Below are 24,918 nucleotides of genomic sequence, written 5' to 3' on the forward strand. Positions count from 1 at the left end.
GGGCCCGGCGCCGCGCGGCCAGCTCGCCGCGCAGCCGGCGCAGCCGGTCGTGCGCGGCGACCGCGTCGGCCAGCGCGTCGTCGGTGACCGGGGTGCCGGCCCAGGCGCCGACCGCGGCGCGCATCTCCCGGACCTTGGCCAGCACGTAGTGGGTGGTCGTGCGGTGCGGCAGGTGCAGCACGTCGACCAGGTGCACCGGCGGCAGCCCCAGCCCGGGTTCGAGCCTGCGCAGCTCGCGCAGCGCGTAGAACAGCCGCAGCGAGGCCTCGCAGTCGCGGGAGACGACGAGCCCGTCGAGCGGGCCGTAGTCGCCGGCGAGGAGCCGGGACAGCACCGAGCGGGCCACCGGGTCGAGGCCCCGACCCAGGTAGGCGTCGCCCGCGGAGCGGTCGGCCGCCGGGTCGCCGGCCAGCCGCACCGGGAGGAACCCGGCCGCGGTGAGCAGCTCGACCGGCACGTCCGCGCCGACGCAGCCGACGACGGGCCGCCCGTCGGCCCGCCACCTCGCGGCGGCCGCCGTCGCGGTGGCGATGAGCGCGGCGGTCGGGTCCGGTGGCCCGGCCACTCAGATGACCGCCTCGGCGCTGAGCGCCTCGACGCGCTCGGCGGAGTAGCCCAGCAGCTCGCGGTAGACGTGGTCGTTGTGCTCGCCCAGGTGCGGGGCGGCCCGGTCCAGCCCGACCCGCGACCCGGAGAACCGGATCGGCACCCCGGTCGCCGACAGCTCCTCGACGGTCCCGAGGTCGGGGTGCACGAGCGGCACGACCTCCTCGCGCTCGCGCACGAGCGGGTCGCGCACCGCTCCGGCCGGGTCGCGGACCTCGGCGGCCGGTGCCCCGTTCGCGGTCAGCAGGTCGAGCACCTCGGCGGTGGGCAGCCCCTTGCACCAGGCGCCGATCATGGCGTGCAGCTCGTCGGCGTGCCGGACGCGGGTGTCGCGGGTCGCGAACCGCGGGTCGTCGAGCAGGTCGTCGCGGCCCATGGCGCGCAGCACGCCGCGGGCGAACGGGTCGGTCGGCGCGCACAGGGCGATGTGCCCGTCGGCGGTGGCCAGGATCCCGAACGGGGCCAGCCGGGGCACCATCGAGCCGGTCCGCTGGGCCAGCCCGACCGCCTCGTAGGCGTCGAACGGCTCACTGGCCATCAGCGAGGTCAGCGCACCCAGCATCGAGACGTCGACGTGCTGGCCCTCGCCGGTGCGCTCGGCCTGCAGCAGCGCCGACACCGTGCCGATCACGGCGTAGAGCGGGGCGAGCATGTCGCCGATGGGCAGCCCGAACCGCACCGGGCCCTGGTCGGGCTCGCCCGCGGTCAGCATCACCCCGGACAGCGCCTGGATGATCGAGTCCATGGCCTTGCCGGAGCCGGGTCCGCCCTGCGCGCCGAAGCCGCTGATGGAGGTGTAGACGACCCGCGGGTTCAGCTCGCGCACGGCGGCGTAGTCGATGCCGAGGCGGTGGGTGACGCCGGGGGAGTAGTTCTCCACCACGACGTCGGCGCTGCGCACCAGGTCGGCGAACACCTCGCGGGCCCGCGGGTCCTTGAGGTTGAGCGTCACGCTCATCTTGTTGCGCCCGCGCACCAGCATCGACACCGACATGTCCCGCGGGTCGGCCCTGGCCAGGCCCAGGCCGTCGGGGCCGAGGTAGGGGGCGTTGTTGCGGGAGGTGTCGCCGCCGGTGGCCGGGTTCTCCACCTTGATGACGGTGGCGCCGAGCCCGGCGAGCAGCAGCGTGGCGTACGGGCCGGCGAGCGCGGTGGTCAGGTCGATCACCGTGCGCCCCGCGAGGGGCTGCTCGGCGGTCGGGCTGGTCGGGTCCTCGGTCACGGTGTCCTTCCGACTCCGGAGATGAGCAGCTCCGCGCCCCGGCGGACGAACCGGCCGTTGAGCCCGGCGCTGCGGGTGATCTGCTCGACGTAGCCGGCGACGGCGTCGGCCTGCGGGCCGGCCTCCAGCGGCACCGGGCTGGCGGTGTCGTCGATCCAGCACGGCGCGAACCCGGCCTCGACCAGGCCGCCGGCGTCGAACCGGCACAGCGCGACCACGGTGTTGCGGCTCTGCGGGTGGAACGGGTACTGCGGCATGGCCGGGTCGGGCGCGAAGCCGTAGAGCTCCTTGCGCCGCCGGGACCACTCCTGCAGCTCGGCGCCGCCCCGGTCCCCGCCGGGGGTCAGGGCGTGGGTGACGGTGACGAAGTTGCCCAGGCCGTGGAAGATCGGCCGGCCGCGGTGCACCTCGATGCCGCGCATGATGTGCGCGTGGTGGCCGAACACGGCGTCGGCGCCGGCGTCGATCGCGGCCCGGGCGACCGGGCGCTCGTACATCGCCACGGCGGCGGGCGTGTGGCCGACGCCCTTGTGCAGCGACACCAGCACCACGTCGACGTCGGCGCGCAGGGCCGCGACGTCGGCGGCCATCGCGTCGAGGCTGTCCGGGTCGGCGAAGGTGTAGATCCGCGGCGGGCCGCCGGGGCTGGCGTGGTCGAGCTCGTAGTGGGTGAGCACGTGCACGTAGGCGCAACCCGGCTTGCCCGAGGTCGCCCACGACTCGCGCGGCCCGACGCAGTTGTAGCTCAGCACGCCCACCCGCAGCCCGCCGCGCTCGATGACGGCCGGGGTGCGCGCCTCGGCGAGGGTCGCGCCGGCGCCGGTGGGCACCAGACCGGCCTCGCGGGCGTGCCGGACGGTGTCGACGACGCCGGCGTCGCCGAGGTCGTAGATGTGGTTGCCGGCCAGCGTCACCACGTGGAAGCCGGCGTCGGTGAGCGCGCCCAGCGCGGCCGGGTCGGCCGGCGGGGCGGGCACGTCCGTGCTGGCCGACGCGGTGGCGGTGGTGTGGGGCACCTCGACGTGGCCGATGGCGACGTCGACGCCGCGCAGCAGCGGCGCCGAGGCGGCGAGGTAGGACGCCGGGTCGGGCTCGTCGAGGATGAGGTCGCCCACCGACGCGACGGTGATGGTGGCCGGGGCCGCGGTCATGACAGCACCTTCTGGTCGGCGGGGTGGTCGGCGGCGTGGCGGGACAGGAAGGCGCGCAGGCGGGCGCTGCTGGGCGAGCCGAACAGCGCGGCGGGCGGCCCGGACTCGACGACCCGGCCGGCCTCCATGAACACGCACCGGTCGGCGACGTCGCGGGCGAAGCCCATCTCGTGGGTCACCACGACCATCGTCATGCCCTCGGCGGCCAGCTCCCGCACCACCGCGAGCACCTCCTCGACCAGCTCCGGGTCCAGTGCGCTGGTGGGCTCGTCGAACAGCAGGATGCGCGGCTTCGTGGCCAGCGCGCGGGCGATGGCCACCCGCTGCTGCTGCCCGCCCGAGAGCTGGCGCGGGTAGTGCCCGGCCCGGTCGGCCAGCCCGACCCGCTCCAGCAGCGCCCTGGCCTCGCGCTCGGCCTCGGCGCGCGGGCGCCCGTGCACCCGCCGCGGCGCCTCCGCCACGTTGCGCAGGGCGGTGAAGTGCGGGAACAGGTTGAACTGCTGGAAGACCATGCCGGCCCGGCGGCGTTGGGCCGCCACCTGCCGCGCGCTGAGCGGGCGCAGGCCGCCGCGGTGGCGCTCGTGGCCGAGCAGCTCGCCGTCGAGGTACATCGCCCCGCCGTCGATCTCCTCCAGCTGGTGCACGCAGCGCACCAGCGTCGACTTGCCCGAGCCGGACGGGCCGATGACGACGACGACCTCGCCCTCGGCGACGTCCAGGCTCACCCCGTCGAGCGCGGCGTGCGCGCCGTAGTTCTTCCGCACGTCCCGCAGCCTCAGGACGGTGCGGGCCGACGATCCGGTCGCGCGCTCGGTCATGCCGGCACCTCCACGGGGCGCACGTCGCGCAGGTGCCCGCGGGCGAAGTGCCGCTCCAGCCTGCGCTGCCCCACCGTCAGCAGGGTGACCACGACGAGGTACCAGATGCAGGCCACGAGCAGCATCGGGACGATCTCGTAGGTCCGGTTGTAGATCACCTGCACGGCGTGCAGGAGGTCGTTCATGGCGATCACGCTGACCAGCGCGGTGCCCTTGAGCACGCTGATGAACTGGCTGCCGGCCGGCGGGATGATCACCCGCATGGCCTGGGGCAGGACGATCCGGAAGAACGTCTGCGCCGGGGTGAAGCCCATCGCCATGGCCGCGTCGCGCTGGCCGAGGTCCACGCCGAGCACGCCGGCCCGGATGATCTCGGCCAGGTAGGCGGACTCGACCAGCGACAGCCCGATGATCCCCGCGGTCAGCGGCGTGATCACGTCGTTGGCGCTCCAGGACGCGAACGTCGGGCCGAACGGGATGCCGATCGAGATCCGCGGCAGCAGGTAGGCCAGGTTGAACCAGAAGATCAGCTGGACCAGCGGCGGGATGCCGCGGAAGAAGCCGACCCATGCGGTGGCCGCCCAGCGCGCCGGACCGAAGTCCGACAGCTGGGCGGCCGCCACGACCCCGCCGAGCACCGAGCCGATCACCATCGCGGCCACGGCGAGCAGCACGGTGACGCCGAGCCCGGACAGCACGGAGGGGTCGAACAGGTACTGCGCGACGGTGCCCCACCCGAAGCGCCGGTTGCCGACCAGGAAGGCGACCAGCTGGGCGGTCAGCACCGCCAGCACCGCCGCGGCCAGCCAGCGCAGGGGCCGGGCGCGCCGCCGCGACGTGGCGACGTCGTCGGCCGGGGCGCTGGGACTGCTCGTCGTGGCTGTGATCGTCACGGGGTCCTCCCTGGTCGGGGCGGCTCAGCCCGCGCTGCCCGCGTTGAGTACCGGCGCGGGGACCGCGACCTCGGTCAGCCCCCACTTGTCCATGATCTTCTGGTACTCGCCGCCGGCGAACAGCTCCTCGAAGGCGTCGAACATGACCGGGCCCATGCCGGCGGACTTGGGCACCAGCAGCGCGAGGTTGTCGGTGGTCGCGCCCTGCTCCTCGGTCTGGGTGACGTAGGTGTAGGCGTCCTTCTGCTGGGTCGTCACGTCGATCGCGGCGGCCTGGGTCATGCCGGCGGCGTCGGCCCGGCCGGCCTGGGCGGCGAGCAGGGTGGCGTTGGTGTCGGCCAGCGGGACGGCCTCGGCGGCCGGGCGCCCGCGCTGCTGGCAGTAGGCCGACAGGTTCGCCAGCTGGCCCTCCACGACGCTCGCGGTCACGATGGCGACCTTCTTGCCGCACAGGTCGTCGGGGCCGGCGATCCCGGCCGTGGAACCGGCGGGCACCACGTAGGACGTGCGGGTGGTCATCCAGGTGATCGAGTCGAACTGCTGCTCGCGTTCGGCGGTGGCCTTGACCGGGCCGTTGAACGCGTCGTAGCGGTCGCTCAGCATGCCCTGCAGCGCCGACGGGAGGCTGTCGACGACGGAGATCTCGGTGCGGACGCCGAGGATCTTGCCGAGCGCGTCCTGCATGTCCTTGTCGATGCCGGTGATCGTCCCGTCGGAGCCGACCGTGCGGTAGGGCGGGTGCGAGTCGCCGGCGAAGCGGATGACGCCGGACTCCTTGATCGTGTCGGGCAGCGCGTCGAACAGCGCTGACGCCGCTGCCGACGTCGGCTCCGGCGGCGCTCCGCCCGCGGGGGCCTGCGACTCCGGTGTCCCGGACCCGCAGGCGGCGGTGGTGACGAGTGCCGCGGCCAGGACAGCGGCGCGGAGGGGGTGGCGCATGCGCATGGCAGTGGGTCTCCCTGCGTTGGGAAGGGCCAGGCTCGGACGTGCGGCGGACGGGACGGCAAATCGGAGTGCGAGCGTCGCACCATATGTCGCCCATTTCAAGAGCTGGGCGACGACCTGTCGCGTCGCGACGGACGGTGTGGCCGGTGTGTCTACGGGTGAGGCGCGAATTCGTACCAGAGCCGGGGTCGGTGCCGAGCGCGGGGGGATCATGAGTAGGGTCGATCGGACCGACGCTCTTCCTCGGATCGATAGGCGGCACTTCTGTTGACGACCGTGGTAGCTAGTGCCTCCTGATAGGGTGGGCGGCGAGGGCGGACCGGTCGGGGGAGGGAAGGCGACGGCGATGGTGGCGATCGACCTGCCGCGCGCGCAGATCGGCGCCGAGCCGCAGCTGCTGCTCACCTCGCTGCTGGGCGACTTCTGGTACTGGCGCGACGAGCACATCCCGTCGGCGGCGCTGGTGCGCCTGCTCGCCGAGTTCTCCATCACCGCCGACGGCGCCCGCGCCGCGATGCGCCGGCTGACCGCCCGCGGCCTGCTGACGGTCGCCCGGAGCGGCCGGACCACGGGCTACGGCATCCCGGCCCGCACCTCCGAGGTGATCGTCGAGCGCACCCACCGGATGCTGACCTTCGGCGCGAGCGCTCCGCCGTGGGACGGCCAGTGGACGGTGGTGGCGTTCTCGGTCCCGGAGAACGCCCGGGAGATCCGCGGGGCGCTGCGGGCGCGGCTGCGGGTGCTGCGCTTCGCCGCCCTCTACGACGGCGTCTGGGTCTGCCCGTACGACCGGGTCGAGCAGGCCAGAGCGGCACTGGACGAGCTGGGCGTGCCCACCGCGACGGTCCTGCGCGCGACGGAGCCGCCCGGCGGACCCGAGGGGGGCGGCCCGGTCGGCGCGTTCGACCTGGGGCCGCTGGCCGAGGAGTACCGGGCCTTCGTGGAGCGCTACCGCCCGCTGCTGGCCGAGGTGGAGGGCGGGCGCGTCGGCCCGGCCGACGCGCTGCGGCTGCGCACCGCGCTGCGGGTCGACTGGCGCCGCTTCCCCGAGACCGACCCCGACCTGCCCGCCGAGCTGCTGCCGCCGGACTTCCCCCGGGCCCGGGCCCAGCGGGTCTTCGTGCAGATCTACGACCGCCTGGGCCCGCTGGCCGAGCTGCGGTTCCGCCAGCTGCTCGGGGCGGTGTCCCCGGAGCTGGCCGCGCTGGCCCGCCACCACGACTCGGCCACCGTCGCCGAGCTGTACGCCCAGCTGGGCGAGCGGCGGGCGCGCGGCGACACGGCCTTCGAGCGGGCGGCGCAGGCCCGCAGGCTGGCCGAGGTCGACCCCCGGGCGAAGTGACGGTGACCGTTCGCGGTCGTCACGGGTGACGCGCGTCCGGCGGGGCGACGCCCGTGCGACCGGGGCGCTGCCCCGCTCGCCCACCGGTCGACGGCCGTCGTTGTGCGGTCTGACCTGCACTCACCCTGGTGGGGGAAGGCGACACCCGAGGCGCTGACGGACGGTTGTGATCTGCGTGGCAGGATGACGCCTCGTTGGTCCTGCCGTGCAAGACCGCGCGTCACCGGAGCGGACGCACGTCACCTCGTGTGACTGCTGATGCGGGCGGCGCGAGGTCGCGCGGCGGGCCGGTTGCGGTGCCCCCAACGCAGGGAGAGCAGGAATGCGCCACTCCGTCCGTGTGCGGCGCCTCGCCGCCGTCGCGTTCGCCGTCGCGGTCGCGGGCTGCGGGTACTCCGAGCCGCTGCCGGCGGTTCCGGCCGCTCCCACCGCCGCCGCGCCCCTGCTGCACGCGGCGCTCCCGAAGGAGGTCCAGGACGCCGGCGTGCTCGTCTTCGCCGCCGACTCCCACCCGCCCTACCGCACGATCGGCCCCGACGGCGCGATCACCGGCATCGACAAGGACATCCAGGACGCGCTCTCGCGCGTGCTCGGCGTGCGGATCGAGATGGAGCAGGTCGACGGCCTGCCCGCCGCGCTGGACGGGATGCTCGCCGGCCGGTTCGACGCGTTCAACGGCCCGGTCAAGGCCACCGAGGAGCGGGAGCGGCAGTTCGACTCGATCACCTGGATGACCACCCACACCTCCTACGTCGTGCCGTCCGGGTCCTCGGCGGGCATCGCGCAGGCCGACGACCTGTGCGGCAAGCGCGTGGCCGTGGTGGCCGGGAGCGTGGTCGAGAGCCAGCTCGGCCGGCTCTCGGCGTTCTGCCAGCGCGGCGGCTCGGCGTCGGCGACCGCGGTGCTGCTCGGCGACACCCAGGCCACGCTGGAGGCGGCGCGGTCCGGGCGGGCCGACGCGGCGGGCATGACCCAGGCCGCCGCGATCGAGGTCGCGACCACGCAGGAGGGCGCGTTCAGCTACGTCACGCAGACGCGCGAGCAGGGCGCGGCCACCGACTTCCTGGCCATGCTGGTGCCCAAGGACGAGGGCCTGGGCCCGGTCATGCTCAAGGCGTTCCAGCAGCTGTTCGACGACGGCACCTACGCCGACATCATCGCCCGTTACGACCTCGGCGACGTGACGCTGCCGGCGCCGGTGTTCAACGTCAGCTCGGTGACCAGTTCCGGGGCGGCGCAGGGGCCGGCCCAGGGGCGCTGAGCGCGCCGTCCCGTCGGCCCGCACGCCGTCGAGGAACCAGCGCAGGGTCCCGGCCGTGGACCGGCCGACCCGCCGGGCGGATCATGAGCGGCCGAGCGTCCGGAGGGAGACCGCCCATGCCCCGACTCGACTTCGACACCGCCGCCACCGACGGCCCCGTCGCCGACCGGATCCGCGCCCGGCGCGGTGGGCGGCTCACCGAGCTGGACCGCATGCTCCTGCACAGCCCCCCGCTCGCGGACGGCTGGAACAGCCTGCTCGACGCGGTGCGCACCCGTTCGTCGCTGCCCGCCGACGTGCGCGAGCTGGTCATCCTGCGGATCGCGGCGCTCAACGGCGCCGACTACGAGTGGCGCTCCCACGAGCCGGTCGGGCGTCGCGCCGGCCTCGGTGACGCCGACCTGGCGGCGCTGCGCCCGGGCGCCCCGACCGGTGCGCTCACCGCCGCCCGGCGGGCGGCCCTGGCCTACGCCGACGCGATGACGCGCGACGTCAGCGTGGCGCCGGAGGTGTTCGAGGCGCTGCGCGAGCACTTCGACGACCGGGGGATCGTCGAGCTGACCCTGACCATCGGCACCTACAACCTCGTCTCGCGCTTCCTCGTGGCGCTGCAGATCGGCGACGACGCTCCCTAGTGGGGCGGGCCGCCATCCTCGCCCGACGCGGCCGGTGGCCGCGGACGCGGGTCAGCCGGAGCGCGACGGGCCCCGGCGCAGGCCGCGCAGCGACCGGCGGGCGGAGGTGACCGTGCGGCGGGCCCGCCGGACGCCGTCGATCTGGGTGGCCTGGTGCAGCCGGAACTGCCACGGGGCCTGGTCGCCGCGCCTGCCCAGCAGCGAGTACGCGAAGCGCACCGGGTCGGCGCCGGTGGCGATCTCGGAGTCGACGTTCTCGAACCAGTGCATGCTGCGTCGCGCCATCGCCTGCACCGGGTCGAGGGCGGGGCGGCGGCGGGCGTCGTAGGCGGGCAGGGCGGTGGCCAGGTCGCCCGCGCAGCTGCGCACGGCCTCGGCCAGCGCGATCGAGTCCTGCACGGCGAGCACGGTGCCCGAGCCGATCCCGAAGTGCGTGGTGTGCGCGGCGTCGCCGACGAGCACCGTGTTGCCCCGACGCCAGGTCGCGTTGCGGACCTCGCGGAAGTTCCGCCACGGCGCGGGGCCGAGGCCGTCGGGGGGCGCGAGCAGCCGGTGGCCGTCCAGGGCGCGGTCGAAGATCCCTTCCAGGACCTGGAGCCCGGCCGCCGGGTCCATCGCGTCCAGCCCCAGGCCGGACCAGGTGCGCGGGGAGCACTCGACGATGCACGTGCTGGCGCTGGCGGTGGACGGGTAGGCGTAGAACCACACCCAGCCGACCGGGGTGGGCTCGAACGCGAACGTGAACACCGGCGAGATCCGCGAGGTGCCCAGCCAGATGTAGCGGTTGCGGCCCGGGGTGAGGGTGGTCCCGTGGTGCTCGGCGTGCGCGGTGCGCAGCCGGCTGCCGACGCCGTCGGCGGCCACCACCAGGTCGGCGTCGACCTCATCGGTGGAGGTGACCTCCCGACCGAACTCGAAGCGCACCCCCAGCCGGTGGCAGCGCTCGGTCAGGATCTCCAGCAGCCGTGCCCGGCCCAGGCTGTAGCCGTACTTGCCGCCCAGGTGCACGGGGGGCCGGTCGGCGACCCGGACGACCTGCTCGCTCCACACGGTCGCCGCGTCGTGGATCGCCCGCGCGCTCTCCGGGTCGTTGGCGTGCAGGTCGTCGAGGAAGTCCTCGCCGAACGTGACCCCCCAGCTGTGGGTGGCGTCCGGGGGGTTGCGCTCGACGACGACGACCTCGTCGCCGGCCGAGGCCAGCCTGGCCAGCACGGCGGAGTACAGCCCCGCCGGGCCACCGCCCACACAGACGATCCTCATCGCTCTCCTGCCTCGAGCTCCCGCCGCGGAGGGCACGGAAGATAGCAACGGCGGTTTCCCTCACCCGTTCCGGCGATACCGAGGCGCGCCGGAATCACCATCGGTAGTCGAATTCCGCGGGTGCTTCCGCGGTCGGGCTCGGTGCCGGGTGACGAACGGTCGTGCACTAGCGTCTCGGCGCACTCGACCGAATTCCGGTGAACCCCACCGGAATCCGACATCGGAGACGAACGGGAGCGGTCCGCAGTGTTCGCGCGCAACATCGTCGTCGTCGGCACCGGTTATGTGGGACTCACCACCGGTGCCTGTATGGCGTCCCTCGGGCACCGGGTCGTGTGCGCGGACATCGACCCGGCCAAGGTGGAAATGCTGGCTGCCGGAGATGTCCGGATATCCGAACCCGGACTGGCCGAGCTGGTCGGTGAAGGAATGGCGGCCGGGCGGCTGTCCTTCGTCCTCGGCGCGGCCGCGGCGCTGGCCGAGCCGGCCGGCGGCGGAGCGCACGTCGTGTTCCTGTGCGTCCCGACGCCGATGGGCGTGGGCGGGGTCGCCGACCTCAGCGCCGTGGAGGCCGTGGTCGAGGAGACGCGCGAACTCCTCCCACCCGGCTGCGTGGTGGTCAACAAGTCGACGGTGCCGGTGGGCACCGCGGACCGCACGGCCGAGCTGCTCGGCCGCGACGACGTCGCCGTCGTGAGCAACCCGGAGTTCCTGCGGGAGGGCTCCGCGGTGCGCGACTTCCTGCACCCCGACCGGATCGTCGTCGGGTCGAACTCCTCGCCGGAGGCCGCCGAGCGCGTCGCCGGGCTCTACGCCCGCCTCGGCGCCCCGACGGTGCTGACCGACGCGGCCAGCGCCGAGATGATCAAGTACGCGGCGAACTGCTTCCTGGCCATGAAGCTCTCCTACGTCAACGCGCTGGCCGAGCTGTGCGAGCGGCTGGGCGCCGACGTCGCCGACGTCACCGAGGGCATCGGCTACGACCGGCGCATCGGGCAGGCGTTCCTGGTGCCGGGGCCGGGCTGGGGCGGGTCCTGCCTGCCCAAGGACGTGCACGCGCTGCTGCAGGTCGCCGACGCGGCCGACTTCGAGTTCCGGCTGCTGCGGGCCACCATCGACACCAACAACCGGCAGTTCCAGCGGGTGGTCGACAAGATCCGCACGGCGGTCTCCGGGCGCCGCGGCGGCTCGCTCGCCCGGCGCAGGCTCGCGCTGTTCGGGCTGACGTTCAAGGCCGGCACCGACGACGTGCGGGCCTCGCCCGCGCTGGAGGTGGCGGCGCTGCTGCGCCAGGCCGGCGCCGAGCTGGTCGGCTACGACCCCGGGCTGGGCGCGGTCGACCCGGCACCGGTCGACCCGGCACTGGTGACCGTCGTCGACGACCCCTACGTGGCCGCCAAGGACGCCGACGCCGTCGTCGTCCTCACCGAGTGGCCGCAGTTCCGCGGGCTGGACTGGGCGCGGCTGGCCGGCGCGGTGGCCACGCCGACCCTGGTCGACACCCGCAACCTGCTCGACCCCGCGGTGCTGCGCCGGGCCGGGTTCAGCTGGGTCGGCATGGGTCGGGCGGCATGAGCCAGGACACCCGGACCGTCCGGGGGACCGGGCGCGCGTTGCGCCGCGAGCTGGGCGTGCCGCTCTACCTCAACGCCTACGCGCTGATGCTCAACACCGTCGTGAACTCGGGGTTCGGGCTGCTCTACTGGATCGTCGCGGCGCACGCGTTCACCGACGCCGAGGTCGGCCGGGGCAGCGCGCTGGTGTCGCTGATGCTGATGGTCTCGGTGCTGACCCAGGTCAACTTCGGCCAGGCGCTCATCCGGTTCCTGCCGCGCTCGGGCCCGGCATCGCGCGGGCTGCTGCTGGCCGCGTACGCGGTGTCGGCCGGGGTCGCGGTGCTCGGTGCGAGCGGCGTCATGGCCTACTGCCACCTGGCGCTCGACCCGGGCGACCCGCTGCACGTCTCGCTGCCCTTCGCCGGCTGGTTCGTCGTCTCGACCGCCGTCTGGTCGGTGTTCAACCTGCAGGACTCCGCCCTCACCGGGCTGCGCTCCGCGGTCTGGCTGCCGCTGGAGAACGGCGTCTACGGGCTGGTCAAGCTCGCGCTGCTGGTGCTGGTGGCGAGGACGTCGCTGGCCGAGGGCGTGTTCACCTCGTGGACGCTGCCGGTGGTCGCGCTGCTGGTCCCGGTGAACCTGCTGATCTTCGCCAGGGTGCTGCCGCGGCACGTGCGCGACGCGGCTCCCGGCGACCGGGCGCCGCGGCGGTCGGTGCTGCTGCGCTACATGGCGGGCGACTACGCGGGCCAGGTCTGCACCCAGCTGTCCTCGTCGTTCCTGCCGGTGCTGGTGGTCTCGCTGCTCGGCGCCGAGCAGGGCGCCTACTTCCTGCCCGCGCAGACGGTCTTCGTGGCGATGACCATGCTCTCGCTGGGCATCACGTCGTCGCTGGTGGTGGAGGCGGCCAAGGACGAGGCGCGGGCGGCGCACTACGCGCGGGCCGTGCTGCGCCGGATCGGGGTCACCGTGCTGCCCGCGGCGGCGCTGCTCGCGCTGGCGGCGCCGTGGCTGCTGGCGCTGTTCGGGCCGCAGTACCGGGCGAACGCGACGCTGCTGCTGCAGCTGCTGATGGTCTCCACGTTCCCGCGGGTCGTGGTGTCGCTCTACATCACGATGTCGAGGCTGCGCAACCGCACCGGCGCGCTGGCCGTGCTGCAGTTCGTGCAGGCCGTGGGCCTGGTCGGGGGCACCGTGCTGCTGTGCGGGCCGCTGGGCCTGGACGCCGTGGGCTGGACGGCGCTGGGGGTGGAGCTGGTGCTGGCGCTGGCGGTGGGTCCGCGGGTGCTCGCGTGGCTGCGCTCCGACCGCGCGGTCCCCGCCGCGAGCTGAACAACGGGGGCTGAACAGCGGGACGGGCCGGCCCCCGCCGGCCCGGCCCGGGGGCGATCAGCGCCGATCAGCGGCGGACGAACCGGTCGACCAGCGGCATGCCGAAGCGCCACAGCTCGCCGAGCGCGCGGTCGAACTCGCGCGGCCGCAGCCGCACCAGGCCGCCGCCGGGGTTGTGGGTCAGCTCCCCGAAGTACACGCGGCCGCCGACGTCGTAGAGGTCGACGCGGACGAAGTCGAAGTCGGTGCCCAGCTTCTGGGCGACCTCGAGCATCTCCTCCAGCGCGGCCGGGCGCGGGGGCAGCGTCTCGGCCGTGTCGAAGGGCCCGCTGACCGCCAGCTCCCGCCAGTCGGGCGTGAGCAGGGTCGAGGTGTGCCGGGAGAACCGGTCCTGGTCGACGACGACCACCGCGGGCCGGCCGTGGAAGACGAAGAACTTGTAGTCGGTGGGCGGCGTGCGCCCGTCGCCGATGAACTCCTCGACGACGACCCGGCGGGGCAGCCCCCGGTAGGGCGTCTCGCGCCAGCCCTCCCGGTAGAAGTCCGTGTCGAGCCAACGGCGCACCGTCGCCCGCACCGCCTCGTGGTCGAGGTCTGCCGGGTCGGGGACCAGCAGCGTCATGTCGCAGCCGTGGGTCCCCTTGATGACGCACGGGCCGTCGAGGACGTCGAGGTCGAGGTCGTCGGCGTCGTCGACGACCTGCAGCAGCGGGATCAGGTAGTGCTCGCCGACCCGCTCGGCCACGTGCCGTCGCACGGCGTACTTGTCGGCGGTGACGTGCACCAGCGGGGGCTGGGGGCGCAGGTTCTTCGCGGCGAGCAGTTGCGAGTAGGTCCGCGGCCTGCGCAGCGTCGTCACCTCGCCCTGGAACAGCGCGTGCATCGCCGATGCGAACAGCGGGTGCGGGAGGAAGCGCAGCCGGCGCGCGACCTTCACCCGGGCAGAAAAAGACACCGCGAAAAGATAGCGGAGCGTCGAATTGTGCCGGCCCGTCATTCCATGGAACCGGCTCCGACGTTTCGGGTGACCGACGGTTGCCGCCCGTCGCCCGCCCGGGCAGCGATTCACGCGAACGGATGGCGACAGGGCGACCGGAGTGTTCACCATGCGTTCCGCCAATAGGCTGACGGCGTGCGAAACCAGTCGGCACTCGTCACCGTCATCACCCCGGCCTACAACGTGGGGCCGTGGATCGGTGAGGCCGTCGATTCCGTACTGCGGCAGAGCGAGCAGCGGTTCGAGTACCTGGTCGTCGACGACGGGTCGACCGACGACACCGCCGACGTCGTGCGCGCCCGCGCGGCCCGCGACGACCGGGTCCGGTTGATCCAGGTGCCCAACGGCGGCTCCGGCGCGGCCCGCAACGTGGCCCTGGAGCTGGCACGGGCGCCGTTCGTGGCCTTCCTCGACGGCGACGACCGGTGGGGCCCGCAGTTCCTGCGCTGCCTGCTCGACGCGTTCGCCGCGGCGCCCCCCGAGGTGGGGGTGTCGTTCTGCCACACCCGGGTGATGACCGAGTCCGGGCAGGTGGTGGGGCTGCGTTGGCAGCCGTCCGGGGCGTGCGACGCCGACCGGATCCTGGTCGAGAACAACCCGCCCCACCACGGCAGCTCATTGCTGATCCGGCGCAGCTGCTTCGAGGAGCTGGGCTCGTTCGACCCGGCGATGCGCAGCGCGGTCGACTTCGAGATGTGGCTGCGCATCGCGACCCGCTCCTCGACCCCGCTGTTCTGGGGGGTGCGCCGCTACCAGGTCGACATGCGGCTGATGCGCACCGGCTGCATCAGCGCCGACCGGGGGGCCCGCTTCGAGGCGCTGGACCGGTTGCTGGCCCAGTACTCACCGCGGATGACCCGGCTGCAGCCCGGCCTGGCCTACCTGCGCCCGGCGGTGTTCGCCTACCGCGACGGCTTCGACGAGCTCGCCTGCCGGTGGGCGGCCCAGGCGCTGACCGCCGGCACGGCCGAACTGGCCAGCACGGTGTGGGGGCAGTCGCTGCTGACCTGGCACAAGGCGGGCCCGGCCGGGCGGGAGAAGCTGCGCGCGGCGCGCACGAGCACCCGCTCCGCGCTCTACGGCGGCGCCGCGTACGCCTCGAGGGCGGTCCGCCACCTGGCGCGCCTCGTCTGACGCGCCACGCGCGGCGGGGCCGGCTCAGCCGGCCGTGGGCGCCAGGTACCGCTCGCGCAGCTTGCGCTTGAACAGCTTGCCCGTGTCCTCGCGCGGCAGCTCGCGGTCGATCACGATGCGGCGCGGGACCTTGTAGCCGGCGATGGACGCGCGCAGCAGCTCGCCGATCCGTTCCGCGCTCGGGCCGGTGTCGGGGTCGGTGTCGACGTGGGCCACGAGCGTCTCGCCGTACTCCGGGTCGGGCACCCCGAACACCGCGGCGTCGCGCACGCCCGGGACCTCCAGCAGGGCGTGCTCGATCTCGGCCGGGTAGATGTTCACGCCACCGGAGATGACCATGTCGGTGGAGCGGTCGTTGAGGTGGAGGAACCCGTCGTCGTCGAGGTAGCCGACGTCGCCGACCGTCACGTAGCCGTCGAGCTCGATCGCCGCCCGCTTGGCCGGGTCGCCGTGGTAGGTGAACGCCGGCCAGAACGGCGGCGGCTTGAGGAACACCCGGCCCGACTCCCCGGGCGGCAGCAGCCCGCCGTCGGGGTCGACGATGCGCACGTCGGCGCCGTCGATGGCGCGCCCGACGGTGCCCGGGTGGGCCAGCCACTGGGCGCTGTCGCACCAGGTGACCATGCCCGTCTCCGTGCCGCCGTAGTACTCCAGCACGATCGGCCCGAGCCAGTCGATCATCCGGCGCTTGACCGCGGGCGGGCACGGCGCGGCGGCGTGCACGACGGCCTCCAGCGAGGACAGGTCGTAGCGGCGGCGGGCCTGCTCGGGCAGGTTCAGCATCCGGACGAACATCGTGGGCACGACCTGCGTGGAGTTGATGCGGTGGCGCTCGACGAGCGCCAGCGCCTCCTCCGCGTCGAACCTCGGCATGATCGTGATGTCCAGGCCGGTGGCGGCGGCGATGGCGGCGTGGGTGTTGGGCGCGGTGTGGTAGAGCGGGGCGGGCAGCAGCACCCGGTGCCCGGGTCGGATGCCGAACGTCTGGAACACCACCTGGGCGATCACCGGGCCGTCCTCGGGCCGCAGCGGGTCGCGCAGGATGCCCTTCGGGGTGCCGGTGGTGCCGGAGCTGTAGATCATGGCCATCGGGGCGGTGTCCGGCGCCCGCGTCCACGGCTCGTGCGCGCCGACGAGCCCTTCGAGGTCGGGGTGGCGGCCGGTGAGCGGCGGCGCGGCGGGCAGCCCGTAGGCCGCGGCGAGACCATCCGGCACGGCCACCTCGACGATCGTGGCACCGTCGGGCAGCGCCGCCTCCACCTCCTCGACGAGGTGGGTGTGCGCGAGGACGGCGCGGGCGGCGCAGTCGGCGAGCAGGTGCGCCAGCTCGCGCGCCCGCCAGTGCCAGTTGACCGGCACCGGGACGGCCCCGAGCAGCCCGACGGCGATCATGGCCTCGAGGTAGGCGACGTCGTTGCGGAGCACGATGGCGACCCGGTCGCCGGGGCCGACGCCCAGCGCGTCGAGCGCCGCCGCCAGCCGGGCCGCCCGCCCGTGCAGCTGCGGGTAGGTGCGTTCGACGGGACCGCAGCGCACAGCAGGCTCGTCGCCCACGATTCCTCCTCGAACCGGAAACGACCCCACTGTGGCGGCGCCCACAGCGGCCGTCAACACCCTCGACGACCATGGCCCGTGAGCACTCCAGGCGTGCGGCCAGGTCATCGGGATTCGACCGCCGGAGGGCGCCCGCGCACGCCGGTCGGCCACTTCGCAGAGTCCGCATGGTCTTCGCAGGCGCCGCGGCGCCTGCGAAGACCCGACCACCTCTGCGAAGCACCGTCGAGAACGACGTTGTCGTGATCAACAGGGCCTGTGGATCACGACAACTTCGTTCTCGACGGGGGCGGGGGTGGGTGGTTGGGTCGGGGGATGGGTGGGAGCGGTGCGGGGTTCGCGGGGTTCGAGCTGTCCCGGGTCGACGTGGGCGAGGTCGAGCTGCGGGTGCGCCACGGCGGCAGCGGGCCGGGGCTGCTGCTCCTGCACGGCTACCCGCAGACGCACATGATGTGGCTGCGGATCGCCCCCGCCCTCGCCGAGCACTTCACCGTCGTCGCCCCCGACCTGCGCGGCTACGGCGGGAGCTCGAAGCCGGCGAGCACACCCGACCACGCCGCGCACAGCAAGCGGGCCATGGCCGCCGACGGGGTGGCGCTGATGGGCGAGCTCGGGTTCTCCCAGTTCCACGTGGTGGGGCACGACCGGGGCGGGCGCGTGGCCTACCGGATGGCCATGGACCACCCGGGCGCGGTGCGCCGGCTCAGCGTCCTGGACATCGTCCCGACCGGGGAGGTGTGGGCGCGCGCCGCCCGCTCGTTCGCGCTGACCTACTGGCACTGGTCGTTCCTGGCCCAGCCGGCGCCGCTGCCGGAGCGGCTCATCGCCGCCGACCCGGCGTACTTCTTCCTCGACGCCCAGTTCGGCGGCGTCCTGCGCGGCTTCCCGGAGGAGGCCGTGCGGGACTACCTGGATGCCACGGCCGATCCCGAGGTCGTGCACGCCATCTGCGAGGACTACCGCGCCGGGGCCACGTTCGACCGCGAGCTCGACGAGCGCGACCGCGCGGCCGGCGCGACCATAGGCTGCCCCACGCAGGTCCTGTGGGGGACGAAGGGTGCGCTGCCGGCCTGGTACGACCCGCTGGAGCTGTGGCGCGAGTGGGCGCCGGGGGCGGTCGGCAGCGCCGTCGAGGGCGGGCACTTCTTCCCCGAGGAGAACCCGACCGACACCCTCGCCGCGCTGCAGGCGTTCCACATCCCGGACTGAGACGAATTCAGGCTCCCCATTTCCGCGGACCGCCGGTTACCGTCGGGACGATCGCGACCGGGCAGCGGAGCCCGGTCGGGAGGGGACCGATGGACACCGCGCACCACCTGACCCGCGACCGCCTGCACCCCTTCGGTGGCACCGACGTCTGGCAGCTCCTGCTCACCCGGGCCCGCACGCACGCGGGGCGCCCGTTCGTGGTCTGGCAGCCGTTCGACGCCGGGCCCGTGACGACGACGTTCGACGAGCTGGCCGCCGAGGCCGCCGCCGTCGCCGCCGGGTTGGCGGCCCGCGGGGTGCGCACCGGCGACCGGGTGCTCGTGCACCTGGAGAACAGCCCGGAGTTCGTGGTGTCCTGGTTCGCCTGCGCGGCGCTGGGCGCGGTCGCGGTCACCACCAACAGCCGCTCCAGCGTCGACGAGATGGCCTACTTCGCGCAGGACTCGGCGGCGGTCGGGGTGATCACCCAGCCGCGCTTCGTCGACGTGGTCGCCGCGGCGGCGCCCGGGCTGGGCTTCGCCGTCTCGACCGGCAACGACAGCGGCGTGCCGTCCGACGCCGGCGGCGCGGCCGAGCCGTTCGCCGCCCTGCGCGGCGACCCGGACGCGCTGCCGGCGCGCCCCACCGATCCGCTGGCCCCGTGCTCGGTGCAGTACACCTCGGGCACCACGTCGCGGCCGAAGGGCGTGCTCTGGACCCAGGCCAACGCGCTGTGGGGCGCGCGGGTCAACGCCGCCCACGAGACCCTGCGCCGGGACGACCGCCACCTCGTCTACCTGCCGCTGTTCCACACCAACGCGCTGGCCTACTCGATGCTGGCCAGCCTGTGGGTGGGGGCCGCGTTCGTGCTGGTCCCGAAGTGGTCGACCAGCCGGTTCGCCGACATCGTGGTGCGCCACGGCTGCACCTGGATGTCGCTGGTGGGGCTGTCGACGCGGGCGCTGGTGGAGTCGGAGCCGCCGGCCGGGCACGCGTTGCGGCACTTCGGAGCCGGGGTGTGCGACCTGCCGATCGACGCGCTCTACGGGGTGAAGACGATCGGGTGGTGGGGGATGACCGAGACGATCTCGCACCCGGTCGTCGGCGACGCCTTCGTGCCCAACCGGCCGATGAGCATGGGTCGGCCCAGCACCGACTACGAGGTCAAGGTCGTGCGCCCGGACGGCGAGCTGGTCGAGCCGGACGAGACCGGCGAGCTGAAGGTCCGCGGCGTGCGCGGGCTGTCGCTGTTCGCCGAGTACCTCAACCGCGAGGCCGACACCGCGGCCGCCTTCGACGCCGAGGGCTGGTTCGCCACCGGCGACCTGGTCACCCCGCACCCGGACGGGCACCTCACGTTCGAGAACCGCTCCAAGGACATGCTCAAGGTCGGGGCCGAGAACGTCTCGGCCGCCGAGGTCGAGCGGGTCATCCTGGGCGTGCCCGGGGTCCTGGAGGCGGGGGTCGTCGCCCGTCCGGACGCGAAGCTGGACGAGGTGCCGGTCGCGTTCGTGACCACCGCGACCGACGACCCGGGCGTCCTGGCCGGGGTGGAGGCGGCCTGCACCGACCTGCTGGCCGACTTCAAGCGCCCGCGGGCGGTCTACCGGGTGTCGCAGCTGCCCCGCTCCACCCTCGCGAAGATCAACAAGGTGGAGCTGCGGGCGGTGGCGACCCCCGACGCCGACCGGGAGGGCGCGCAGAAGCGGTGGATCGACGCGGCCCTGGCCGACCCGTCGGGCAACGCCGGCTGAGCCACCCGTCAAGCGACGCACTTCCATCGAGTGATCCCGGTCCGGGCCGCGCCGGAGCAGGATCGACGCCGGTGCGGAGGGCGGTGGCGATGGGCGCGACGACCGGCCGGGCGGGGCTCGGCGCGCGGATCGCGGTCGTCGTCGCGGTCGTGCTGGCGATCGCCCTGCTCCTGCTGCCCGATCTGCCCGGGCTCGACGACGCCCTGACGGCCTCGGTGGTCGGCACGGCGATGTCCGCGGTCGCCGCGTCGTGCGCGTGGTGGCGCGCGCTGCGCTCCGGCGGCCGCCGCCGCTACGGCTGGGCGGTGCTGGGCGCGGCTTCGGCGTGCACGACGGTGGCCGGGGCCATCCGCAGCTGGTTCGTCAGCTCCGGGTACGTGCCGTTCCCGTCGGTCGCCGATGCGGCCGCCCTGTCGTTCGGGCCGCTGGCCTGCGTGGGGCTGTGCCTGCTGCCGGTGCACGTCAGCAGGGAGCGCAGGCTGCAGGCCGTGCTCGACGCGATGGCGACGAGCTGGGCGCTGGCGCTGATCAGCTGGGAGACCGCGCTCGGCGCCGTGGTGCGGGCCACCACCGGCGCGGACGAGGTGTTCGGCGGTGCCGTCGCGGTGACCTACCCGTCGATGGACGTGGTGCTGCTGGTGTTCACCGCGCTCACCCTGGCCAGGGCCGCGCCCGGCACCCCGCGGTTGCCGCTGGGGGTGCTGGCCACCGGGCTGGTCGCGCTGTGCGTCTCGGACAGCGCGTACTTCTTCCTCGCCGTGTCGGACGGCCACCCGGTCCCCGTCGTCGTGTACATCGGGTGGGTGCTGGGCGCGGGGTGCCTGGCGATGGCCCCGCTGCTCGACGACCGCGACGACGTCGTGCCCCCGCCGCCGTCGGAGCCGGTGCTGTCCAACGGGGGGCTGCTGCCCTACCTCCCGGTGGTCGGCGTGCTGGTGGCGGTGGTCGCGATGCAGTTCAACGGACGCATCTCGACCCTGGGCGAGGAGATGGCCGAGAACGGGCTCGTGGTGCTGCTGCTGGTGCGCCAGTACCTGACGCTGCGCCAGAACGCCGAGCTGGCCCGGCGGCTGGCCGCGCGGGAGCGCGACCTGCAGCACCTGGCCTTCCACGACCCGCTGACCGGGCTGGCCAACCGGGCGCTGTTCCAGGACCGGCTCGTCCACGCCCTGGACCAGCACGCCCGCGAGCGCCGGCCCCTGGGACTGCTCTTCTTCGACCTGGACGGCTTCAAGGCGGTCAACGACACGCTGGGCCACGCCGCGGGCGACGGGCTGCTCGTGGGCGTCGCGCAGCGGGTGCTGGCCGAGGCGCGCGTGGCCGACACGGTCGCCCGCCTGGGCGGCGACGAGTTCGCGGTGCTGCTGGAGCGCGACGACGCGGACCGGCTGGCCACGCGGATCGCCGACGCGCTGCGCGAGCCGTTCCCGGTCGCGCCGCGGGCCGTGCGCGTGCGGGCGAGCGTGGGCGTGGTCGAGCTGGCCGGCCACGACCCGACCCCCTCGGCCGACGAGATCCTCGCGCGCGCCGACATCGCCATGTACACCTCGAAGCGGCTGGCGAAGCGGGCCGGGGCGCCGACGTGACGCCCCGGGCCGCCGGTCAGCGGATCTTCGCGCCGTAGACGTTCTCGACGGTCAGCACCATCAGCACCCGCCGGTCGGAGACCATGACCGAGCGGTAGTCGTCCCAGTCGGGGTGCTCGCCGGCGGCGGCCCGGTAGTAGTCGACGAGGGCCTGCACCTCCGGGCCGTCGGGGTCGGTGCCCGGTCCGGTGAGCTCGACCGTGCCGTCGGCGGTGGCCCAGGCCCAGCCGTCGGCGCTGGTGACCTCCAGCGCGGCGCGCGGGTCGCGGCGCAGGTTGGCCGTCTTGGCCCGGCCCTCGGTCATCGAGACGTAGATCTTGCCGGCGTCGCGGTCGTAGAACGGGGTGACGGGGGAGAGCTGGGGGCGGCCGTCGGAGCGGATCGTGGCCAGGACGCCCAGCCGGCTCTCGGCGAGCAGGGCGTGCGGGTCGAACTGTGTGGCGGTCGTCATGTCCGGCCCAACCCCCGCCGCGGGCGCCGAATTCCGGAGCCCGCGGCGGGGAGCCGACCTCAGCCCCTCGGGCCGCCGACGCCGACGGCCCGGCGGACCATCGCGGAGTCCTCGGCGACGTCGAGCAGGGTCGCGGCGTAGTCGGCGCGGGTGAGCCGCCAGTCGCCGCCGGTGGCGTCGGCCTCGAAGTCGGTGTGCACCCGGCCGCGCGCCGGGCCGTCGGCGAGCATGGTCGCGCGCACGACGCTCCAGTCCAGGGGCCCGCCCTCGAGCATCCCCTCGGCCCGCGCGAGGTCGGCGTAGGGCCCTCGGAAGCGCCACCAGACCAGGTCGAGCAGCAGCTTCGGCCGGGTGGCCACCACCGAGCGGCTGCTCGTCATGACCAGCCTGCGCACCCCGGCCGCGGTCATCACCGGCACCAGGGCGCGCACGATCGCGCTCGACCCCACGGCCATCAGCACGGCGTCGCGGCCGGGCACAGCCTCGCCCAGGACGGCCGGGTCGGTGGCGTCGCCGACGACGGTGGCGTGCGCGCCGGGCACCTCCCGCCGGGCCAGGGCGGTGACCTCGTGGCCGCGCGCCGCGGCCTGCTCGACCACGAGGCGCCCGGTGCGCCCGGCGGCCCCGACGACCAGCAGCCTCATCGCGCCACCGCCTGGCGGCGGGTGTTGTGGAACGCGGTGACCCGCCAGCCGTCGCCGTCGTCGACCAGGACGAACGACGGGACCGAGTCGCGGTCGGGGGTGGTCTCCACCAGCTCGGCCGGGCGCACGGCGCCCGCGGTCAGGACGTGCGCGACGTCCGGGCGCAGGAACCGCACGGTGGGGGAGTCCCCACCGGTCGATGTGGCGCCCATCGTGGAGCCCTTGAGCGGGCCGTCGAACAACCAGCGGTGGACGTCGACGATCGCGTCGCGCCCGACGAGCACGTGCCCGTCGAAGGTGACGTAGGTGGCGTCGGGGGTGAACTCGGCGCCGTAGGCGGTGGCGTCGCCGGCGTTCCAGGCCCCGGTGACGCGGGCCAGGGTGGCCAGGACCGCGGCCTCGGCGGCGGCGGATGGTGCTGCGGACATGGGTGTCCTCCGTGTGAGCGGGAAAGGGCGCGACACTGCGCGTACGCTCAGCGGTGCTGTTCCGGGAGCGCGCGCGGCGTCGGTCGTGCGGGTCTCGGGTCCGGGAGGGGCGTTGGCGCGCCCCTCCCGGACCACTGCATCGTCGCGATGCTGGGGTCAGCCCATCTGCGGCTCCCCGTCCGGTCCGGCGGGCAGCAGGTCGGCCAGGCCGGCGAAGGCGGCGTCGTCCTCCCCGGGCCAGGCCAGCGACCCGGCCTCGACGTCGTCGGCGAACGCCGCCACCCACGCGCGCTCGGCCTCCAGCCGGGCCCGCTCGAACTCGCTCTCCACCAGCAGCAGCCGCGGCACGGCCGCCGGCACGGTGGCCAGGCCCTCGGCGAGCCCGTGCAGCCGCGCGTCCAGCGCGTCCAGCCGGGCGCGCAGCGCGATCAGCGCCTGCTGGCGGGCCAGCGCGCCGACGAACGACAGCGCGGCGACGAGCAGGGTGGCGTCGGCGTCCGGGACGGCGAGCAGCCGGCCCACCCGCTCGGTCAGCGCGGCCCGGCCGGCGTCGGTGAGCGCGTAGACGGTGCGCTCGGGGCGCGGGCCCTCGCGCCGGACGTCGTGCACCTCGATGAGCCCGTCGCGCAGGAGCCGGTCGACGGCGTGGTACATGCTGCGCGGCAGGCCGGTGACGAAGTCCTTGTGGGTGTCGAGGATCAGCCGGTGCATCTCGTAGGCGTGGCGCGGCCCGGTGAGCAGCAGGGCGAGCACGGTCAACGCGGGCAGGTCGCGGTCGGACCGGTGCAGCTCCACGACCCACCTCCTCGACCCGGCCCTTAGTGCGAGATGCAGTATGGCGCGCTGCACTAATGAGCCGCAAGTGCGAAGGTGACCACATGACCCCGATCGCCAGGTTCAAGGACCTCTGCCTCGACGCGACGGACCACCAGGCGCTCGCCGACTGGTGGTGCGCGGTGATGGGCTACCGGCGCTGGGCGGAGCTCCACCCGGACCCCTCGACCCGGCCGCGCGAGGACCCCGTGCTGATCGTCGACCCGACCGGAACGGCCCCGGCGATCTGGATCGTCCCGGTGCCCGAGCCGAAGGCGGTCAAGAACCGCATGCACCTCGACGTCGTCGGCGACACCGACGCGCTGGTCGCCGCGGGAGCGACGCTGCTGCGCCGGCGAGGCGACGACATCGCCTGGGACGTGCTGGCCGACCCGGAGGGCAACGAGTTCTGCTGCTTCCGGCCCACCGCGGCCTGAGATGGGCGACCGGCGGATGCGGAGCGCGCCGCCGGTCGTCAGACCAGGTCGGTGCGGCTCAGCACCCCGACCAGGGTGCCGTCGGTGACGACCGGGACGATCCGCAGGCCGTGCTCGGCGACCAGCAGGCGGGCGTGCCCGATGGTGTCGTCCGGGTCGAGGGTGACGACGTCGCGCGTCATGACCGCGCCCACCGTGCGCCCGGTGCGCCGCGACAGCGGCTCGTCGCCCAGCAGATCGGCCTCGCTGACCAGGCCGACGAGCTTGCCGTCGTCGTCGATGACGGGCATGGCGGTGAGCCGCTGGGCGACCAGCCGGGCCGCGGCGTCCTCCGCGGGGTCGGTCGCGGTGGCCGTGGTGACGTCGGTGGTCATGGCGTCGCGGACGTGGGCGGCGTCGGGGCGGGCCGTGCTGCGCCGGGGCGGGGCCGTCTCGGCCGGTCGGGCGCCGCGCAGCCGGTCTGCCAGCCGGGTGAGCGTGCCGGGGCGGTCGCGGGCGCGCAGCAGGTCGCTGCGGGTGACCACGCCGACCAGCACCCCGCGCTGCACGATGGGCATCACCCGCAGCTCGCCGTAGGTGCGCATGCGGTGGGCGACCAGGGCCAGGCTCGCGCCCGGGGGCATGGTCAGCACGTCGGGGTTCATCACCGCGCCGACGTCGGCGGAGTCCTCGCCACCGACCTCGCGGTGGCGCAGCACGTCGAGCAGGCTGATGATCCCGACCGGTCTGAACCGCGCGTCGACGACCGGGAGCGAGCTGTAGCCCAGCTCCTTCATCCGGTGCACCGTGCGGACCAGGTCGTCCTCCGGCCGGGCGGTGGTCACCCGGGTGGTCATGACGTCGCGAGCGTGCAGCGGCATGCACGGAACGTTAATACGCGTGATGCGGTTCGGTCGCCGTCCGCGTGGGCC

The 24,918-nt window shown here is 74.4% G+C and carries 24 protein-coding genes; 10 read left to right on the forward strand and 14 right to left on the reverse strand.

All coding sequences use genetic code 11. From position 1 onward, the window contains the following. The 6 genes from KIK08_RS15985 to KIK08_RS16010 form a co-directional block, all read right to left on the reverse strand. Positions 1–565: 2-hydroxyacyl-CoA dehydratase (locus KIK08_RS15985; RefSeq protein ID WP_308257670.1), on the reverse strand; the 565-nt coding region annotated here is incomplete at its 3' end. Then, complete coding sequence (locus KIK08_RS15990; protein WP_214403947.1) at positions 566–1,828, reverse strand: CaiB/BaiF CoA transferase family protein; 1,263 nt, start codon at positions 1,826–1,828, stop codon at positions 566–568. Then, a complete protein-coding gene (locus KIK08_RS15995) occupies positions 1,825–2,979 on the reverse strand; it encodes a CapA family protein (RefSeq protein WP_214403948.1) in 1,155 nt (384 codons plus the stop codon). The genes KIK08_RS15990 and KIK08_RS15995 overlap by 4 nt, the downstream gene beginning before the upstream one ends. Then, on the reverse strand, positions 2,976–3,797 hold the full coding sequence (locus tag KIK08_RS16000) for an amino acid ABC transporter ATP-binding protein (protein WP_214403949.1): 822 nt from the start codon (positions 3,795–3,797) through the stop codon (positions 2,976–2,978). The genes KIK08_RS15995 and KIK08_RS16000 overlap by 4 nt, the downstream gene beginning before the upstream one ends. Further along, positions 3,794–4,690 carry an amino acid ABC transporter permease gene (locus KIK08_RS16005; protein ID WP_308257671.1) on the reverse strand — a complete coding sequence of 299 codons (897 nt, stop codon included), beginning with the start codon at positions 4,688–4,690 and terminating at the stop codon, positions 3,794–3,796. The genes KIK08_RS16000 and KIK08_RS16005 overlap by 4 nt, the downstream gene beginning before the upstream one ends. Positions 4,691–4,714: 24 nt before the next feature. Next, on the reverse strand, positions 4,715–5,629 hold the full coding sequence (locus KIK08_RS16010; RefSeq protein WP_214403950.1) for a transporter substrate-binding domain-containing protein: 915 nt from the start codon (positions 5,627–5,629) through the stop codon (positions 4,715–4,717). Between the two features lie 352 nt (positions 5,630–5,981). Here KIK08_RS16010 and KIK08_RS16015 point away from each other — a divergent pair, with 352 nt between their 5' ends. The 3 genes from KIK08_RS16015 (at position 5,982) to KIK08_RS16025 (ending at position 8,873) form a co-directional block, all read left to right on the forward strand. Further along, on the forward strand, positions 5,982–6,977 hold the full coding sequence (locus KIK08_RS16015; protein WP_214403951.1) for a PaaX family transcriptional regulator: 996 nt from the start codon (positions 5,982–5,984) through the stop codon (positions 6,975–6,977). Between the two features lie 322 nt (positions 6,978–7,299). Further along, positions 7,300–8,238, forward strand: coding sequence for a transporter substrate-binding domain-containing protein (locus tag KIK08_RS16020; RefSeq protein ID WP_214403952.1), 939 nt, complete (start codon positions 7,300–7,302; stop codon positions 8,236–8,238). A gap of 116 nt (positions 8,239–8,354) precedes the next feature. Continuing rightward, a complete protein-coding gene (locus tag KIK08_RS16025) occupies positions 8,355–8,873 on the forward strand; it encodes a carboxymuconolactone decarboxylase family protein (protein ID WP_214403953.1) in 519 nt (172 codons plus the stop codon). Positions 8,874–8,924: 51 nt separating this feature from the next. Here the strand turns inward: KIK08_RS16025 and KIK08_RS16030 are convergent, their stop codons facing one another. Further along, positions 8,925–10,133: an FAD-dependent monooxygenase gene (locus KIK08_RS16030; protein ID WP_214403954.1), complete on the reverse strand. Its 1,209-nt coding sequence runs from the start codon at positions 10,131–10,133 to the stop codon at positions 8,925–8,927. 246 nt (positions 10,134–10,379) lie between these two features. Here KIK08_RS16030 and KIK08_RS16035 point away from each other — a divergent pair, with 246 nt between their 5' ends. Both KIK08_RS16035 and KIK08_RS16040 read left to right on the forward strand, forming a co-directional pair. Beyond that, complete coding sequence (locus KIK08_RS16035) at positions 10,380–11,708, forward strand: UDP-glucose dehydrogenase family protein (protein ID WP_214403955.1); 1,329 nt, start codon at positions 10,380–10,382, stop codon at positions 11,706–11,708. Further along, complete coding sequence (locus tag KIK08_RS16040; protein WP_214403956.1) at positions 11,705–13,021, forward strand: lipopolysaccharide biosynthesis protein; 1,317 nt, start codon at positions 11,705–11,707, stop codon at positions 13,019–13,021. Before KIK08_RS16035 ends, KIK08_RS16040 begins: the two co-directional genes overlap by 4 nt. Before the next feature lie 67 nt (positions 13,022–13,088). On the opposite strand, the gene KIK08_RS16045 is transcribed toward KIK08_RS16040, so the two are convergent. Continuing rightward, a complete protein-coding gene (locus KIK08_RS16045) occupies positions 13,089–13,976 on the reverse strand; it encodes an ATP-grasp fold amidoligase family protein (RefSeq protein WP_214403957.1) in 888 nt (295 codons plus the stop codon). Between the two features lie 177 nt (positions 13,977–14,153). On the opposite strand from KIK08_RS16045, the gene KIK08_RS16050 reads away from it, so the two are divergent. Continuing rightward, complete coding sequence (locus tag KIK08_RS16050; RefSeq protein WP_214403958.1) at positions 14,154–15,152, forward strand: glycosyltransferase family 2 protein; 999 nt, start codon at positions 14,154–14,156, stop codon at positions 15,150–15,152. A gap of 24 nt (positions 15,153–15,176) precedes the next feature. On the opposite strand, the gene KIK08_RS16055 is transcribed toward KIK08_RS16050, so the two are convergent. After that, a complete protein-coding gene (locus KIK08_RS16055) occupies positions 15,177–16,706 on the reverse strand; it encodes an AMP-binding protein (RefSeq protein ID WP_214403959.1) in 1,530 nt (509 codons plus the stop codon). Between the two features lie 315 nt (positions 16,707–17,021). On the opposite strand from KIK08_RS16055, the gene KIK08_RS16060 reads away from it, so the two are divergent. From KIK08_RS16060 to KIK08_RS16070, 3 genes are all read left to right on the forward strand, one after another. Further along, positions 17,022–17,915: an alpha/beta fold hydrolase gene (locus KIK08_RS16060; protein WP_214403960.1), complete on the forward strand. Its 894-nt coding sequence runs from the start codon at positions 17,022–17,024 to the stop codon at positions 17,913–17,915. 89 nt (positions 17,916–18,004) lie between these two features. Next, positions 18,005–19,648, forward strand: coding sequence for an AMP-binding protein (locus KIK08_RS16065; protein ID WP_214403961.1), 1,644 nt, complete (start codon positions 18,005–18,007; stop codon positions 19,646–19,648). Between the two features lie 89 nt (positions 19,649–19,737). Then, positions 19,738–21,234 (forward strand): GGDEF domain-containing protein, encoded by a 1,497-nt coding sequence (locus tag KIK08_RS16070; protein WP_214403962.1) that lies wholly within the window; start codon positions 19,738–19,740, stop codon positions 21,232–21,234. Positions 21,235–21,250: 16 nt separating this feature from the next. Here KIK08_RS16070 and KIK08_RS16075 read toward each other — a convergent pair whose 3' ends face one another. The 4 genes from KIK08_RS16075 to KIK08_RS16090 form a co-directional block, all read right to left on the reverse strand. Continuing rightward, positions 21,251–21,685 (reverse strand): PPOX class F420-dependent oxidoreductase, encoded by a 435-nt coding sequence (locus KIK08_RS16075; protein WP_214403963.1) that lies wholly within the window; start codon positions 21,683–21,685, stop codon positions 21,251–21,253. Between the two features lie 59 nt (positions 21,686–21,744). Further along, the gene (locus tag KIK08_RS16080; protein WP_214403964.1) at positions 21,745–22,329 is read right to left on the reverse strand and encodes an NAD(P)-dependent oxidoreductase; all 585 of its coding nucleotides are present in this window, start codon (positions 22,327–22,329) and stop codon (positions 21,745–21,747) included. Further along, positions 22,326–22,757 (reverse strand): SgcJ/EcaC family oxidoreductase, encoded by a 432-nt coding sequence (locus tag KIK08_RS16085; protein WP_214403965.1) that lies wholly within the window; start codon positions 22,755–22,757, stop codon positions 22,326–22,328. The genes KIK08_RS16080 and KIK08_RS16085 overlap by 4 nt, the downstream gene beginning before the upstream one ends. A gap of 156 nt (positions 22,758–22,913) precedes the next feature. Further along, positions 22,914–23,552, reverse strand: a complete 639-nt coding sequence (locus KIK08_RS16090) for a PadR family transcriptional regulator (protein WP_214403966.1) — start codon at positions 23,550–23,552, stop codon at positions 22,914–22,916. Positions 23,553–23,635: 83 nt separating this feature from the next. On the opposite strand from KIK08_RS16090, the gene KIK08_RS16095 reads away from it, so the two are divergent. Next, the gene (locus KIK08_RS16095) at positions 23,636–24,007 is read left to right on the forward strand and encodes a VOC family protein (RefSeq protein ID WP_214403967.1); all 372 of its coding nucleotides are present in this window, start codon (positions 23,636–23,638) and stop codon (positions 24,005–24,007) included. A 38-nt stretch (positions 24,008–24,045) separates the two neighbouring features. On the opposite strand, the gene KIK08_RS16100 is transcribed toward KIK08_RS16095, so the two are convergent. Next, positions 24,046–24,867: a CBS domain-containing protein gene (locus tag KIK08_RS16100; protein WP_214403968.1), complete on the reverse strand. Its 822-nt coding sequence runs from the start codon at positions 24,865–24,867 to the stop codon at positions 24,046–24,048. Positions 24,868–24,918 lie beyond the last annotated feature (51 nt).

The sequence above is a fragment of the Pseudonocardia lacus genome, from assembly GCF_018531445.1.
GTDB classification, from domain to species: domain Bacteria; phylum Actinomycetota; class Actinomycetes; order Mycobacteriales; family Pseudonocardiaceae; genus Pseudonocardia; species Pseudonocardia lacus.

Excerpts from the sequence above, each read along its gene's own strand:
- KIK08_RS16010 (WP_214403950.1), bottom strand. The coding sequence starts at position 5,629 with ATGCGCCACCCCCTCCGCGCCGCTGTCCTGGCCGCGGCACTCGTCACC.
- KIK08_RS16085 (WP_214403965.1), bottom strand. The coding sequence starts at position 22,757 with ATGTCCGCAGCACCATCCGCCGCCGCCGAGGCCGCGGTCCTGGCCACC.
- KIK08_RS16060 (WP_214403960.1), top strand. The coding sequence starts at position 17,022 with ATGGGTGGGAGCGGTGCGGGGTTCGCGGGGTTCGAGCTGTCCCGGGTC.
- KIK08_RS16095 (WP_214403967.1), top strand. The coding sequence starts at position 23,636 with ATGACCCCGATCGCCAGGTTCAAGGACCTCTGCCTCGACGCGACGGAC.
- KIK08_RS16000 (WP_214403949.1), bottom strand. The coding sequence starts at position 3,797 with ATGACCGAGCGCGCGACCGGATCGTCGGCCCGCACCGTCCTGAGGCTG.
- KIK08_RS16070 (WP_214403962.1), top strand. The coding sequence starts at position 19,738 with ATGGGCGCGACGACCGGCCGGGCGGGGCTCGGCGCGCGGATCGCGGTC.
- KIK08_RS16020 (WP_214403952.1), top strand. The coding sequence starts at position 7,300 with ATGCGCCACTCCGTCCGTGTGCGGCGCCTCGCCGCCGTCGCGTTCGCC.
- KIK08_RS16065 (WP_214403961.1), top strand. The coding sequence starts at position 18,005 with ATGGACACCGCGCACCACCTGACCCGCGACCGCCTGCACCCCTTCGGT.
- KIK08_RS16075 (WP_214403963.1), bottom strand. The coding sequence starts at position 21,685 with ATGACGACCGCCACACAGTTCGACCCGCACGCCCTGCTCGCCGAGAGC.
- KIK08_RS16015 (WP_214403951.1), top strand. The coding sequence starts at position 5,982 with ATGGTGGCGATCGACCTGCCGCGCGCGCAGATCGGCGCCGAGCCGCAG.
- KIK08_RS16030 (WP_214403954.1), bottom strand. The coding sequence starts at position 10,133 with ATGAGGATCGTCTGTGTGGGCGGTGGCCCGGCGGGGCTGTACTCCGCC.
- KIK08_RS16025 (WP_214403953.1), top strand. The coding sequence starts at position 8,355 with ATGCCCCGACTCGACTTCGACACCGCCGCCACCGACGGCCCCGTCGCC.
- KIK08_RS16100 (WP_214403968.1), bottom strand. The coding sequence starts at position 24,867 with ATGCCGCTGCACGCTCGCGACGTCATGACCACCCGGGTGACCACCGCC.
- KIK08_RS16040 (WP_214403956.1), top strand. The coding sequence starts at position 11,705 with ATGAGCCAGGACACCCGGACCGTCCGGGGGACCGGGCGCGCGTTGCGC.
- KIK08_RS15995 (WP_214403948.1), bottom strand. The coding sequence starts at position 2,979 with ATGACCGCGGCCCCGGCCACCATCACCGTCGCGTCGGTGGGCGACCTC.
- KIK08_RS16080 (WP_214403964.1), bottom strand. The coding sequence starts at position 22,329 with ATGAGGCTGCTGGTCGTCGGGGCCGCCGGGCGCACCGGGCGCCTCGTG.